This window comes from Chlamydia sp. 17-3921 (genome assembly GCF_902705545.1).
Lineage (GTDB): Bacteria > Chlamydiota > Chlamydiia > Chlamydiales > Chlamydiaceae > Chlamydia.
Genome location: NZ_CACSHH010000009.1, coordinates 34,245 through 49,073 on the forward strand (window position 1 = coordinate 34,245; position 14,829 = coordinate 49,073).

Genomic DNA, 14,829 nt, shown 5'->3' on the forward strand with positions numbered 1-14,829 from the left:
AGATGCCGTTATTCGAGAATCGGAACTGGGAACTGCTTAAGCTGTGATAGAAGATCGATAAGAGAAGAGAGCAGTGCCTGATGGAACGTTTCATCAGAGTGATTAAGAATGCCTTTTAAAATCTTTCTACTATAGTGAATAAGCCAATATAAAGCATAAAGTAGGCATTGTAAGATATAATATTTACACGCTTGTTTTACCATAAACCTCCAGGAAAAGACTGTTTTTGTCTTTCCAATTGATTTTCAAATAGTTAAAAAGAGATTTTATCGGCAATAGAATTTTTAATTTCTAAGAGAGATTTTAGAATGCTCTCGAATCGAAGGTGTTTGTAGAAATCTTAAATTTGGTAATTGCCACGAGAGCTGTTCTAATTTTTCTGGAGTTACGTGTTGATTCCCATCACAAAGAGCCGATTCAGGATTATGGTGTACTTCAATCATAAGGCCGTCCGCTCCTGCAGCAAGAGCTGCAGCAGCAAGAGGGAGAACTAATGAGCTTTTCCCCGCTGCATGAGAAGGATCCACAATTACCGGTAATGAAGAGATCTCCTTAAGCAGAACTAAAGTATTAAGATCTAGGGTATAGCGAGTCGAACTTTCAAATGTGCGGATTCCTCGTTCGCAGAGGATCACTCCTGGACAAGAAGATGAAAGCAAAAGATACTCGGCAGCAGAAAGCCATTCCTCGAGAGTTGCAGAAGGATGGCGCTTAAGAATTACCGGACGATGGGCTAGGCTAACTTCTTGTAGAAGAGGGAAGTTTTGCATATTTCTTGCACCAATTCTCAATATGTCGACATTTTCTGCAGTAATCTCCACATCGCGGATATCAAGAACCTCTGTTTCTGTTAGAAGACCATGGATACGCTGAGCCTCTTTATGCCAAAGTACACATTCTTTTTGCCATCCTTGAAATGTGTAAGGACTTGTTCTTGGTTTCTTAATAGATCCTCGTAGCACTGTTGCTCCAGCTTGCTTTACTGCCAATCCTGAAGAGACTGCGTGTTCGTAACTTTCCAAAGTACAAGGACCAGCAATAAGAATCGGAGAACCGTCTCCTAGAGAAACTTCGGGAGAAAGAGCTACATGGCGTACGTCTTCAGGATGCTGTTTTAGAGAATGCGGTAGGGGATAAGTGAAATTTAGAATAGGTAAAACTCCTCAAAAAATTCTTGTTCTACGATACTTTATTGTTTTACATACGAGGTTTTCTAGGCTTGCGAAGTAGACAGCCGTAGTGATTCGGAAAACGAATTAGGATAATTTTTGCTTCGGCTTCACTCGCAAACCCTGCAGAAAGGAAGCCATGGTTTGCTGTCCCTTGAACTGCTGTTGGATCATACAGTGTTTGACATAATGCCGGCTTATGTAAAGCACTTGTTAACCCAGCAACGTGAGCACTTTCTGCTTGTTGTTTGATAGCATCTAGAAGATCTTGGAGTTGTGCCGCACTAAAAGAACGAAGATAAGCAAGAAAGCTCTCTCTAAAAGCTGCTGTTGCCTCATGATCAAGTCCTTCAGGTTTACGAACTAAAGCTGATATCATTGTTTCTTTGAATTGTATGAATTTTGTTAAATGTGGAAGCATTTCTTTGAGTGATGGTAATAGCAGTGGAGCAAAATGTTGTAACTCTAGTTTGAAAGCTTTAGAAGCGTTGTCATAGTAAGTTTGAAGCTGTTGTTCTAAAGAAGAATTTCCAGAACGAACCTCAGGATAATTTAGTAGGAAGCTAAAGAGAAGTTGTCCAAGGGGAAGTTTTTTTACGAAAGAATCTTGATCTGGAGGAGTGAGTTGAGGGTGCTTTGTTCCTTGATAGCCAAGAATATTTAAATGAGAAATAAAACTTTGCCATAATTGAGGGTAAGCAAGAGCAAGTTCTTCTTGGAGCCTTTTTGCTTCCATAGTTAGAGGTGAGTTATCAGAGAAAACTTTATGAGAAAAAAGAAAAAGTTTCTCTTGAAGATCTGGATGAAGAATTGCAACATCCGGACGAGTTGCAAAGTAACCACAAAGATGAGCAGTTTTTTTCATTACTTCACTTTCGTTCTCATCGGGTAGAGGCGGAGAGAGAGTCGCTGTCCCTAAAATTGCTGTAGCTAGACTTTGTAATACTGAAAGATTTTCTGATTTTTTTAACCCATATTGTAGATACGGCATAAGAAGAGACTTTATATTTTGAGCAGCCTTTTTTGTTAGAGGATTAGAGAGAAAGTGAGGGTGTTGTAAAATAAAGAAAAAGAGTTGCATTCCACGAGTGTAAAGAGTGTCTTTCATTGCTGGAAGTGTTGTGTCGGATGATATTTTAAGACTAGAGAAATTGCAAAACTCTGCAAATTGCTGTTGCCATTCATCACTTACAAATAAAAGTGCAGTAAGCTCTTCAACATTTTGTTTTAAGAATTCCAAGCGATGTTGAAGAGTGCCGCCAGCTTCAAAAGCTGTTTTGAGACCTTTTTTAAGTAGTAATGCAATACGTTTAAAAAGTTTTTCTAAGTTTGGGATGAGATGAGCACATTCTAAACTATCATGCATAGAAAGAAAAGAAATCACAAGTTCTGCTGTGAGTTTTTGCTCCCAACAGCGATTTAAAGTGTTCTCTAATAGTGAAGTGTGTTGTCTATTAAGATTTAAAACTTCTGCTAAAGTTGCTTGAAAGCCTACGGTTTTTCTAATCTCTTCTTCTGCAATGGAAAGAAAATTTTGTATAAAAACATTAGTTTTAAGTGTTGGGCTTGTGTTTATGCACGCTAAAAACAATAAAATTTGAGAATAAGGAAATTCTTTTGAGTGACGCTTTTGAATACATTCTAAAAAGCGTGTGAAATGGCTGTATTCTTCTACAGAGAGCTTGTCTAGTACATTTTTTTTAAACTGTGTTCCAAGCAATTTCGAATTCGAAGTATTCAAAGCCAGATCAAGATTGTTGAGTAGCTCATGTAAAATTTGTTTTAAAAGATTTTGATTATCTTGTTCTTGAGGCGAAAGCTTGGACGTCTCTTCTTGAGTTAAAAAAATCCAGGGCAAATATTCTAAAAGTAACGTTAGTTGATCGGAAGCCGATGTCAATGGCATAGATGGTTGAAAAATAACATTCTGTAGGAAAGGTGTTGTTGGCCTTTGCCTCCCAAGAAATTGCATTGCTTGAGGAAGTAGAGCTTCCTCAATATCAGCAACAAAGGCTGCTCTAGCATTTTCTTCTCCTAAAATGTTTATTTGTTGTCTTACGGCATGAGTGGCTATTTTTTGTAAATATGAAACTAGAATCTGGGTACACTCTTGAGAAAGAAGAATGCTATCAAAGAGTTGTTGTAATGTTGGACAAGTTGTGCAGGAGTGTAAAAGATCTGCCACTTTATGAGAAAGTTGATTCGCTTCTTCTGATGATGATGCAAAAGGATGTTGTAAAATAAGATTGGCTTCTTCAGAAAATGCTCGAGGGCGAGTTGTTTGAGACTCATACAAAGAACAAAGCCAGCCTACAGCATAGGCATGATAGAAACATGTTCCATCTCCTGGGACATCAACAATATAGTAATTCTCATTTAGATAACGAATTTGATCGATATAGGGGTGTAGATATGCTGGGATAGAAGGATCTCTTGGAGGGAGTAGTGTGATGAGATGTCTAAAAGGAATTAAAGGGTCTTCACAAATTGGCATCGGATAGGAAGCAACAAAGTTAGGATTGATATCACGTTGTCCTGGAAGGGTAAATAAAGCCGCTTCAGGAGCAAAACCTCGAGAATATTGCCATACCATGGCTTCTATAGATCCAGGAATAATATGGGACGGCATGTTTGGGACGTTAGGAAGGGTATAAATAATAGGCCGAAAAGGAGGTTTTTGCTTTGGCTGAGGTTTTTTCGGCGGTTCCTCCTTTGGAGGCTGGTCTTTAGGGGGAGTTTCCTTAGGATCTTCAGGAATAGGAGGTTTTTGAGCAATTGTTAAGGTTTCAATTGTTGGGGCCTTAGGTATGGGAGCTGGAGGGAGGCCTTTTTCCCGAATGATGTGATTCCTGTAATAATGGATAAGAAGTAAAATACCTAGTGTAATGATGTGTAAGAGAATATACCCAATGACACGCAACACTCTAACAATTAGAGAATCTTTAGGATTTGTAGTGAGGTGGTACTTATTATTACTCCCAGGTGGTGGGCAGGGGGCGGGAGCTGCAGGTCCTGTCATAAGTTTCACAAAGCAGAGTTTGTTCTCAAGTTTTTCTTAGACGTCAAAAGCTACTGTCTAATTTTTTTGAGTTGGATAGTTTCTCTATTTTAGATACACTGCCCTCCAATGTCAACTTTAGAGTACGCTGTTTAGATGAAGTTAATAAAGCTATTTCTCAAGTGTTTTTGTGTGCTAAGTCTTCTAGGTTTATTTGGTTGTAGCTCTTCTGTAGATCGAAACGCTACATGGATTGTCGGTACGAATGCTACCTACCCTCCTTACGAATCTATTGATAAAAATGGCAAAGTTATCGGATTTGATATAGACCTAGCTCAAGCTTTGAGCAAGAAATTAGGGAAAAATCTTGAGGTTAAAGAGTTTGCTTTTGATGCTCTTATCCTGAATTTGAAGCAACATCGTATAGATGCTATCCTTGCAGGAATGTCTATAACTCCAGACAGACAAAAAGAAATTCATATGATTCCTTATGATAATGGAGAAGAAGTACGCGAGCTTATCCTAGTATCAAAACATTCCAATCCAACTCTTTCTCTTTCTCAACATTCTTCAGTTGCTGTGCAGACAGGAACATTTCATGAGGAGTTTTTATTTTCCTTACCTGGAGTTCGTGTTCGCTCTTTCGATACAGCTTTAGAGATTTTGATGGAAGTACACTATAATAAATCTCCTGTTGGCGTATTGGAGTCTTCCGTTGCATGTCTTGCTCTTAAAGAGTTCCCTGAGCTGTTTGCTACAAAGCTTCCTCTTCCTGAAAAATTTTGGTCTCAAGGTAATGGTATCGGAATTGCTAAAGATCGCCCAGAACTTGTAGAAGATATTCGGAAAATTTTACAGGAATTAAAGGAAGATGGTACGTTTGCCTCACTTCAGAAGAAGTGGTTTTTAGTAGCACCCCTAGAGTAAAAAATTATCCAGCCTGTACTTCTAATTTTAGAAACAGTTGAACAGATTTTTCTGTAGGCAAAATTCTACAGAAAATCTTTTTTAAAATTTACGAACTTTAGTTTGTTGTTTTTGATATTTCTACCCAATGTATTTCTTTTCAAATTTTCTGAATGTATTTGTGTTAAATCAATTTTTTGGTTGATAGAATTCAACTTTTGAAGAAAAGGATCGTGTTTGATCTTCTTTAGAATTTGTGATATCCTGTTGTGAATTTTATGGAGACTGCTTGCTATGCTCGGTTCTTTTCCATGTTATCCTGGAATAGGAAATCGTGCCGAATATAAAGGGAGGCATTTCTACTGTTCTTTGTGTTCAGAGGTCGTAAGTCCCTGTTTTGTGGATGTTGTGGTTGTAGATAGTCAAGGGACCTCTACAGAGATCCTTAAGGTTCTTCGCTGTAAGAGACATCGTATCCAAGGTTTAGGCCCCTATGGTCCTATTACCTCTTTGTGGGCCCTAGAGTCTAAAGATCAGAACGCTACAGTTGTATGCCAAAATATGCTAGAAGTCTGTTCTCGAGTTCGAAATTTTGATATTTGCTCTTTATTAAGTTTTGTTGCAGGTGGAATTTGCTTTCTTGGAAGTCTTGCTTTAGGATTGATAGTAAGCCCTTTAGGTTGGTTAGATCAGTGGGCGATCCCCGTTGTTGTTGCAGGAGTGGGATTGGCCTTATGTTTTTTGGGAGCTATCCTTGCGTATCTTGCTAAAATTCGTATTCGTATTTGGAAAAACCTGTCCTCTGAGTATGTCCAACACTGCTCGTTAAGACAAGTACAGCAAGATACAGAGAAATACGCTGTTCTTACCCCGTTCCCTCCAACGTGTTCCTTGGCAATTTCTCCGTTTAATGTATCTTCAAAGCATGTAGACCCTTCCCAAGAAGAGGAACCCACTTCTTTTTCTTAATGCCCTTGTAAGATACAATTTCGGGAATAGAAGATCGCTTTATAGGTGCGTATGGAAACTTTTGAAGAAGAAAATTCCTCTTCTGGAAAGCTCATGTTTTTGGGAACAGGAAATCCTGAAGGTATTCCTGTACCATTTTGTTCTTGTTCCGTGTGTCAGGAAAGGAAAGTGCATCGTTTACGTCCTTCTGTACTCATAACATTTCAAGGAAAAAATTTTCTGATAGACGCAGGTCCTGATTTCCGAGAACAGATGCTACGCTACGATATCAAGGAGCTCTCTGGAGTTTTTTTTACGCACGCACATTATGATCATATTGGAGGGATTGATGATTTGCGTGCATGGTACATTGTTAAGCAACGCCCCCTTTCCGTTATACTTTCAGGAAGCACATTTCGTTATTTAGAGTCTTCTAAGAGTTACTTACTTTCTCCTCATGGTAAAGACTCATCTCTTCCCGCAGTGCTTGATTTCCAGATAGTGAATGAACCCTATGGTGAAGGTGTTTTTGAAGGGCTTTCTTATGCATACGTTACTTATTATCAGCGTTCTTGTGAAGTTTTAGGATTTCGCTTTGGAAATCTTGCTTATCTTACAGATTTATTAACATATGACAGAAAAATTTTTAGTTATTTAGATCATGTAGATACGTTGATCCTTTCTGCATCAACTTTAAAAATTCCTAAAGCCTTTGGTGGAAGATCTTCTTCCCATCTTACTATAGCAGAAGCAAAAACTTTTGCAGAGCATATTGGAGTTAAAAAACTTATCATTACCCATATTGGTCATTGTTTGGAAAATGAACTGGGTCAGTATTCTGAATGTCTTTTTGCTTATGATGGTATGGAGGTCTCTTGGACAAGATAAAAAAAACTTTGAAGAAAAAAATAGAAAATACTTCAGATATTAGATTTTCTTTACCTCGAGAAGAACAAGACTCTTCTCAAGCTTTAGCAGTTACTTGTTATAACAATAAAATCTCACAAGAAATTGTTAAGGAACATCTTGATGAACTTATTTCTCTTGCAGATTCTTGCAACATCACTGTTTTGGAAACGCGTTCGTGGATATTACAAACACCCTCGGCTTCAACTTTTTTAAATGAAGGAAAGCTTTTAGAGATCGAAGGGATTCTTAAAACTTTCCCAACTATAGGAGTGGTAATTATCGATGAGGAAATCTCTGCTTCTCAACAAAGGAATTTAGAACGTCGTTTGGGCGTCATTATTTTAGATAGAACAGAGTTAATTTTAGAGATCTTTGCTAGTCGAGCCTTGAGTGTAGAGGCTGGGATTCAAGTAGAACTAGCTCAAGCTCATTATCTTTTACCTCGTCTTAAGCGAATGTGGGGTCATTTGTCTCGACAAAAATCTGGAGGAGGGAGTGGGGGCTTTATTAAAGGCGAAGGTGAAAAGCAAATAGAGCTTGATCGTCGTATGGTTCGGGAAAAAATCTACAAGCTTACAGTACAGCTAAAAACTGTAGAAAAGCAGCGAGCAGGGCGTAGAAAAGTAAAAGAGCGTAGTGGGATTCCGACTTTTGCTTTAATTGGTTACACAAACTCAGGAAAAAGTACTCTATTGAATCTTTTAACAGCAGCAGAAACTTTTGCTGAAGATAAGCTATTTGCTACTTTGGATCCTAAAACACGAAAATGCGTACTTCCTGGAGGGCGCCGTGTCCTTGTTACAGATACTGTAGGGTTTATTCGAAAACTACCGCATACCTTAGTCGCAGCTTTCAAAAGTACTCTAGAAGCTGCTTTACATGAGGATGTATTGTTGCATGTTGTGGATGCTTCGCATCCTTTAGCTGAAGAACATATTCAAACAACGTTTGCATTATTAAAAGAGCTTCACATAGAAAATCCTAAAATAATCACTGTTTTGAATAAAATAGACGCTCTTCCTGATGGTAAAGTTTCTATGAAATTGCGATTGCTTTCTCCAAGAACAATTTTAGTTTCAGCGAAAACTGGTGAGGGAATACAAAATCTTCTTAAAGCTATGTCTTCTATTCTTCAGAAAGGATGTTGCGAAGTTGCTTTGCGTTTCCCATATACCGAATATGGAAAATTTACAGAGCTCTGTGATGCAGGACTTGTCATGTCTGTAGATCATCAAGAGGATTCTTTAGTTGTTGAGGCTTACCTACCTTTAGAATTTCAAAAGAAATTTCGCCGTTTTGTTGTGCGTGGTGAACTCTCCCTCAAAAAAGATTAATAATTTTTATTTTTAAAAAAATACCTCTCCTGGAAACTCAATTTAAGATTTTCTCTGAATGCAATCTTTATTAGTTAGGAAAAGGGACGATATTTTAAAATACTTTTCTTTCTAAGATAATGATTCTGAATAAAATTCTATGACTATTGCAGAGGCAACGAAAACTTTTAAATTGGTTTGTTTAGGGTGTCGCGTAAATCAATATGAAATTCAAGGCTATAGAGATCAGCTTACAATGCTAGGTTATGTAGAAATCTTCGATGCGAATACACCTGCAGACTTATGCATTGTCAATACATGTGCTGTGACTTCTGCTGCGGAGAGTTCGGGACGCCACGCTGTTCGTCTGGTTTGTCGACAGAATCCTGATGCATGCTTAGTCGTTACGGGATGCTTGGGAGAAGCTGATAAGCAATTCTTCCTCTCTTTAGGACGACAGTGTCTTCTTGTCCCTAATAAGGAAAAAGGACACCTTATAGCAAAGCTTTTCCCTCATTTAGAAGAGCCTCCAGAATTTCGAATTCGGAGTTTTGAAGGGAAATCACGAGCGTTTATAAAAGTTCAAGATGGTTGCAACTCCTTTTGTTCCTACTGTATTATTCCCTATTTACGAGGACGATCCGTTTCCCGTTCTCACAAAGCTATTCTTGAAGAGATCTCTACTCTCGTAGATCGAGGATACCGTGAAGTCGTTGTCGCAGGAATCAATGTTGGTGATTACTGTGATGGAGAAGTGTCCTTAGCATCTCTTATACAAAAAATAGATCAGATACAAGGTCTGGAAAGAATCCGAATTTCTTCTATAGATCCTGAAGATGTTAACGAGGATCTTTGCAACACTTTGGTTTCTTGCAGGCATACCTGCCCCTCCTCTCATTTAGTACTTCAGTCGGGATCTAATGCTATTTTAAAAAGAATGAATCGCAAGTACACGAGAAACATGTTTTTAGATTGTGTAGAGAAGCTTCGTTCTTTTGATCCTCATTACACCTTTACTACAGATGTTATTGTGGGTTTCCCTGGAGAAAGTGATCAGGATTTTGAAGATTCTGTGAAGATAATTGAAGATATCGGTTTCATAAAAGTACATATTTTCCCCTACAGTCCACGCCCTCGAACGAAAGCCTATGCTTATGAAGCGCAAATCCCACAAAAGATTATAGCAGAGCGTAAAAAATACTTAGCAGAAATTGCAAAAAATGTTGCCCAAAGAGAAATGAAGAAACGTTTAGGAATTACGACCTCTGTGCTTGTTGAGCAAGTTTTGAATTCTGGAGAAGCTGTAGGGCATACACCTTATTTTGAAAAGGTTTTTTTCCCCGCTTCTTTAGGTACTTCTGAAAACTCTCTAGTTTCCGTTATCTTAGAAGATGTTCGTGAAGATGGTTTTTTAGGAGTACAGATATGATTTCTATAACACAAAGATTAAGGCCTTACACTAGAGAACCTGGAAAATTTATTCCTATTCCTGGTTCGACGCTTTATGCTCAAATTTTTCCTGGGCTTTGGCGCTTGTTTTCTCAATCTCATGAGCTTATTGCGGAAGAATCTTTAGCAATTCCTGGACCTTCAAAGCGTTTTGTGGTTTTCCAAGATCTTCATCGTGGGGGGCTTGCTATTCATTCTGAATATTACAAATATTACCTCTTACCCTCAGGAGCTTGTGAAAAATCTACGCAGGGGTTGCCCTCAGCATCATCCGCACGACCTCTTCTTTTTCTTGGTGTACATAAACACGCAGATTGGCAAAAGATTCGGAGTCGTCAAGATCTAAAGGAAATCTTACCTTTCTGGTTTCGCTTAGGCGCTATGGTTCCGAATTCTTGCCAGGACGAAGAAGTTTTAAATCTAGGGACAGGGAAACTTCTAGCTGCAGCTCAGGAAAAAATTCTCTTAAGAGACAAAGTTACGATTTGTTCTACTCTGCTTTCTTTAGCTATGGCAGGATTTTCGGATTGTTTTCTTCCTAGGTTATATGATGAGGACTATCAAGGTATTCTTCCTAAGAATCTCGAAAAAGAGAAATCCGTACCATTTATTCTTTTACGTAAAAGCTTTCCAATCCTTCAGGAAATTTTTGTTCGTAGTCAGGACAGCATTTTGGAAATTCTCCCTTCTTTACCTCCAGAATTTCCTTGCGGGCGTCTTATTGGTGTGAGTTTACCTCATATTGGAACACTTTCTTTAGTCTGGACAAAAAAGACTATCCGTCAGCTTGCATTAACGGCAACGCATACAACAACAATCCTTTTAGATTGTGGATCTTCAGTGTCTAGATGTCGCCAACGTCAATGGATCGGTAAGCGTCAACCGGGAAAACAAACGCTTTCTTTGGGGGAAAGTGTGGAGATAAAAGCAGGAACAACTTATCTATGGGATTGTTTTTGCAAATAAATTCTCTGTAAAATGGTCGAGCGGTTATTCAATTCTCGAGATCTTGCTTTGTTGGTGTCTGGAAGACAGAGTAACCCTCATAATTTCTTGGGAGTTATCTCTGAAAACTCTGATCGCGATCGCATAGTGCTTTTCCGTCCTGGAGCTAGGGAAGTTGCTGTCGAACTTCAAGGAGAAACATTTTATACTCTACCTCATCATTCAGGGTTATTCTCTTTGTCTGTTCCGAAAGGTGTAGTTCTTCAAGATTATCGTGTTTATCATCAAAACGGTTTACTAGCTCACGATCCCTATGCTTTTTCTCCTTTATGGGGAGAACTTGATTCCTTCTTATTTCATCAAGGCAGGCACTATAGTATTTATGAAAAGATGGGAGCAATCCCTATGGAAGTAGAAGGAATTTTTGGCGTGCTCTTTGTTGTCTGGGCTCCTCATGCTCAAAGAGTCTCTGTTATTGGTGATTTTAATTTCTGGAACGGCTTAGTTAATCCTTTAAGAAAACTTTCTGAAGGAGGAGTTTGGGAACTTTTTATTCCTGGATTAGAAGAAGGAACTCACTATAAATGGGAAATCGTAACAGCTTCCGGAGAAATTGTTATCAAAACAGATCCTTATGGAAAGTACTTTGGACCTCCTCCTCAAGGAGTTGCTGTTGTTGCGAATTCTGAAAGGTATGTATGGAGTGATAATCTCTGGATGCAACAGAGAAATAAGAATCAAGATCGTCCTATAATGATTTACGAAATACACCTGGGATCTTGGTTATGGCATGAGGATAGGCCTCTGGGTTATCGTGAACTTGCTCCAAAACTCGCAGCATACTGTAAACAAATGCATTATACTTTTGTAGAGCTCTTACCGATTACGGAACATCCTTTAAATGAATCTTGGGGTTATCAGGTTACAGGTTATTATGCCCCAACACATCGTTATGGTTCTCTAGAGGATTTTCAGTACTTTGTTGATTATTTGCATAATGAACATATCGGAATTATCTTAGATTGGGTTCCTGGCCATTTTCCTACAGATTCTTTTGCTTTAGCAGATTTTGATGGTGAGCCTCTTTATGAGTTTTTAGGGAACGCTTCCCCTCTTCATCCTCATTGGAGTACCTATACTTTTGATTTTTCCTCTAAAGAGGTGGTGAATTTTTTAATAGGAAGTGCTCTATATTGGATAGACAAAATGCATATAGATGGTCTACGTGTAGATGCAGTTGCTTCTATGCTCTATTTAGACTACGGAAGAGAGCCTGGAGAGTGGTCTCCAAATAAATTTGGAGGAAAAGAAAATCTTGATGTTATTGAGTTTTTTAAACACCTAAACTCTATCATTCATCAATACTATCCTGGAGTATTGACATTTGCAGAAGAATCTACGGCTTTCCCTAAGGTTACGGAATGTGTTGATCGTGGGGGACTAGGTTTTGATTATAAATGGAATTTAGGATGGATGCACGATACGTTTTATTATTTTACAAGAGATCCTGTGCATCGCTCCTATCATCAAGGAAAACTAACTTTTAGTTTGTGGTATGCTTTTAACGAACGTTTCCTTCTACCATTTTCTCATGATGAAGTTGTTCATGGTAAAGGAAGTTTACTCAGAAAAATGCCTGGAGATTTTTGGGAAAGCTTTGCTCATCTTAGATTATTATTAAGTTATCAGTTATGTCAGCCAGGGAAAAAACTTATCTTTATGGGAGGAGAATTTGGACAAAGAAACGAATGGTCTCCAGATCGTTCCTTAGATTGGGACCTCTTAGAGAATCTTGAGCATAAAACCTTACAATATTGTGTCTCAGAAATGAACTTTCTTTACATTCGTTCTCCTTATCTATGGGCAGGAGATGAAAACCATGAATCTTTCCGTTGGATAGATTTCCAGGATTCCAATAACAATGTCATTGCGTATTACCGTTTTGCTAAAGGAGAGCATTCAACGGCTCTCCTTTGTATTCATCATTTTAGTGCGGGCTGTTTTCCTTCATATGTTCTTCGATGTCAGAGTATTAAGAGTTGCTCTTTGCTTTTGAATACAGATGATGTGGTTTTTGGTGGATCAGGAAAAGGAAGGAGACAGCCCATTCTTTGTCAGGATCATGGGGAGATTTGGGGGATAGATATCGAGCTTCCTCCTTTAGCAACTATGATTTTTAAAGTACAATTTTCTTAATAAGAATCATTAATAAATAGCTCTAAGAGATATTGTTACAGATTACTTGATAACAGGGATCATAGATTATATGGCCGACTGTATTTTATAATAAAAATAGTTTTTATTTTTTTTTAAACTTTCATGTCATCGATCCCCAGTATACATAACAACCCCGGAGGACAAGATCCTCTGCATTCGGTACAGGCTAGCCAGATAACCTCTTCAGTAGACAAAGCTTCTAATATTATTTCTGTTCTTCCCTCAAAAATTGAAAACACAGAGATTGAAAAGAAAACATTTACCCACTCTGTGGGAATTCTGGCGGGATTCATAGTTTTAGCTGTAGCGATAACTGTTGTCGTCGTTGCTCTTACAGTCCTTGCTCCAGGAGTTCCTCAAAGTATTTTATTAGGAATAGCATTGTCTGGTGTAGGATTGGGAGGTTTTTCTGTAATGAAGAACCTTGTGTATATTGTTCGTGATTTGATTGCTCCTAGAATGAAAGAAAAAACCCGCCTTCGCAGTGCTTTAGCTGTCGGTATAGGGTTTTCTGGATTTGGTTTAGCTTTAAAATTAGGATCGAGTTTTGTTCCTGGAGGGTATGGAAATCTTATCGGAAACTTAGGATCTAGCGCATATAGCAAAGGAGGACAGTCGGTTTTTACCAGTCTTTCTCACTTTATTTATATGAGGTTCGCTCGTTCTGAAAAGGTTGCTAGGGGAGAAGCTTTAAGTCCTCAGGAAACTTTAGTTGAAGCGAAAAAACTTCAGCATATTTCTTTAAGTTTGGGAATTATAGGGGTTGGTTTAGTCGTTCTTGGGGTGCTTCTTGCTGTTGTAGGATCTGTTATGCTTTCAGGAACTCCAGCTATGATTGCTATAATTTTTGCTCCTCCACTTATCTCTATTGGAATCTCTACGGTTTTAAAGACTATATTAAGGAGTAGCTTAAGTCAGTGGAAGAATTTTTTAGATGCTCAAGTAAAAAGGGATCTATTAGTAGAAACATCCCTAAAAGATATTCGTTCTCAAGGGAATAAGCAATCCGAAAATGTACAGAAAACTCAAGAAAATAAAAAAGCTCCAAAAATAATTTCTATAGAAGAGGAAGAAGAGAATGCCGGAATTCCCAGGGAATATGTAAACATAAGCGAGAGTCTTAATAGAATTTCTAATGCAGAAATTAATCAGAAATTTTCTTTAACAACACGGCAAAAAGTAATTTTCGCTCTTACAACTCTGTTATTTTTAGCTGCTTTTGCAGCTTTACTTGCATCAGGACTTGGAGGACTTGTAGGAGTTCAAGCTCTTTTGGTTGTTACTGTCGGATCTGCAGTAGCATCCACAACTCTTCCTATAGTGTCGTCAGGATTGTCTTACTATGCTTTTCAACTGAAATCTCGCTTACATATCAGTAAGTTACGTTGGAAAGAGCTTAGAGATAAAAGACATGTTCGTAAGAGTTTAGAAAAGGTTGGTGTGACCTATACAACAAAGGAATTTAACAAGGCTTGGGAAGTTGTTTATAAAAAGTCTGTTTTAGAAACAGAACGCGCTATTCGTGAAGAGGTTCATGCTTTTGAAAAAGGTGGGGAGGCAAGTAGTTCTATTGTTGGGGGGATTCTTATTGGTGTGGGGGTTGGTATTATGCTTCTTTCTTTAGTTCCTATATTTGCTCCTGTGATTCCTGGATTTCTAGCTTTAGGTGGTGTATTCCTCTCTTTAGGAGGCGCAATACTTCTGCAGAAGCTTGTACACTGGCTTCATGAAGAACTCATAAAGATTCGTAATCGGCAGAAGGACCGTCAAAGGTATATTTATGGTTCTAAAGATCGGGAAACGCAGGATTTGTCGTGTGATATTCTTGTAGACGGGATTGCTTCCGGCAACGAGGTTCTATTTGATGATGGCTTTATGGACTTCATGGATGAAGTTATCGATTTTACTCCTGATGATTAGAGATCAGCTTAGGATCTTTCATTTATAACTAACTTAATTTTAGATTGTTCTTTAT

The 14,829-nt window shown here is 38.3% G+C and carries 11 protein-coding genes; 8 read left to right on the forward strand and 3 right to left on the reverse strand.

Annotated elements, in window-relative coordinates; genetic code table 11:
- Nucleotides 1-8: 8 nt before the first annotated feature.
- The 3 genes from JMS40_RS02695 to JMS40_RS02705 form a co-directional block, all read right to left on the reverse strand.
- Nucleotides 9-203, reverse strand: coding sequence for a hypothetical protein (locus JMS40_RS02695; RefSeq protein WP_201456737.1), 195 nt, complete (start codon nucleotides 201-203; stop codon nucleotides 9-11).
- 81 nt (nucleotides 204-284) lie between these two features.
- On the reverse strand, nucleotides 285-1,151 hold the full coding sequence (gene aroF, locus JMS40_RS02700; RefSeq protein WP_201456751.1) for a 3-deoxy-7-phosphoheptulonate synthase: 867 nt from the start codon (nucleotides 1,149-1,151) through the stop codon (nucleotides 285-287).
- A 46-nt stretch (nucleotides 1,152-1,197) separates the two neighbouring features.
- Complete coding sequence (locus JMS40_RS02705; RefSeq protein WP_236558940.1) at nucleotides 1,198-4,188, reverse strand: hypothetical protein; 2,991 nt, start codon at nucleotides 4,186-4,188, stop codon at nucleotides 1,198-1,200.
- 135 nt (nucleotides 4,189-4,323) lie between these two features.
- Between JMS40_RS02705 and JMS40_RS02710 the strand changes: the two genes are divergently transcribed.
- From JMS40_RS02710 to JMS40_RS02745, 8 genes are all read left to right on the forward strand, one after another.
- Nucleotides 4,324-5,094 (forward strand): transporter substrate-binding domain-containing protein, encoded by a 771-nt coding sequence (locus JMS40_RS02710; RefSeq protein ID WP_201456739.1) that lies wholly within the window; start codon nucleotides 4,324-4,326, stop codon nucleotides 5,092-5,094.
- Between the two features lie 273 nt (nucleotides 5,095-5,367).
- Nucleotides 5,368-6,042, forward strand: coding sequence for a hypothetical protein (locus tag JMS40_RS02715; RefSeq protein WP_236558941.1), 675 nt, complete (start codon nucleotides 5,368-5,370; stop codon nucleotides 6,040-6,042).
- Between the two features lie 51 nt (nucleotides 6,043-6,093).
- Nucleotides 6,094-6,909 carry an MBL fold metallo-hydrolase gene (locus JMS40_RS02720; protein ID WP_201456740.1) on the forward strand — a complete coding sequence of 272 codons (816 nt, stop codon included), beginning with the start codon at nucleotides 6,094-6,096 and terminating at the stop codon, nucleotides 6,907-6,909.
- Entirely contained in the window at nucleotides 6,897-8,264 is a 1,368-nt protein-coding gene (gene hflX / locus JMS40_RS02725; protein ID WP_201456741.1) for a GTPase HflX, read from the forward strand. The genes JMS40_RS02720 and hflX overlap by 13 nt, the downstream gene beginning before the upstream one ends.
- A gap of 139 nt (nucleotides 8,265-8,403) precedes the next feature.
- Nucleotides 8,404-9,672, forward strand: coding sequence for a tRNA (N(6)-L-threonylcarbamoyladenosine(37)-C(2))-methylthiotransferase MtaB (gene mtaB, locus JMS40_RS02730; RefSeq protein ID WP_201456742.1), 1,269 nt, complete (start codon nucleotides 8,404-8,406; stop codon nucleotides 9,670-9,672).
- A complete protein-coding gene (locus JMS40_RS02735; RefSeq protein WP_201456743.1) occupies nucleotides 9,669-10,658 on the forward strand; it encodes a hypothetical protein in 990 nt (329 codons plus the stop codon). The genes mtaB and JMS40_RS02735 overlap by 4 nt, the downstream gene beginning before the upstream one ends.
- 12 nt (nucleotides 10,659-10,670) lie before the next feature.
- Complete coding sequence (glgB, locus tag JMS40_RS02740) at nucleotides 10,671-12,833, forward strand: 1,4-alpha-glucan branching protein GlgB (protein ID WP_201456744.1); 2,163 nt, start codon at nucleotides 10,671-10,673, stop codon at nucleotides 12,831-12,833.
- Between the two features lie 123 nt (nucleotides 12,834-12,956).
- Entirely contained in the window at nucleotides 12,957-14,774 is a 1,818-nt protein-coding gene (locus JMS40_RS02745) for a hypothetical protein (RefSeq protein ID WP_201456745.1), read from the forward strand.
- Nucleotides 14,775-14,829: the final 55 nt, after the last annotated feature.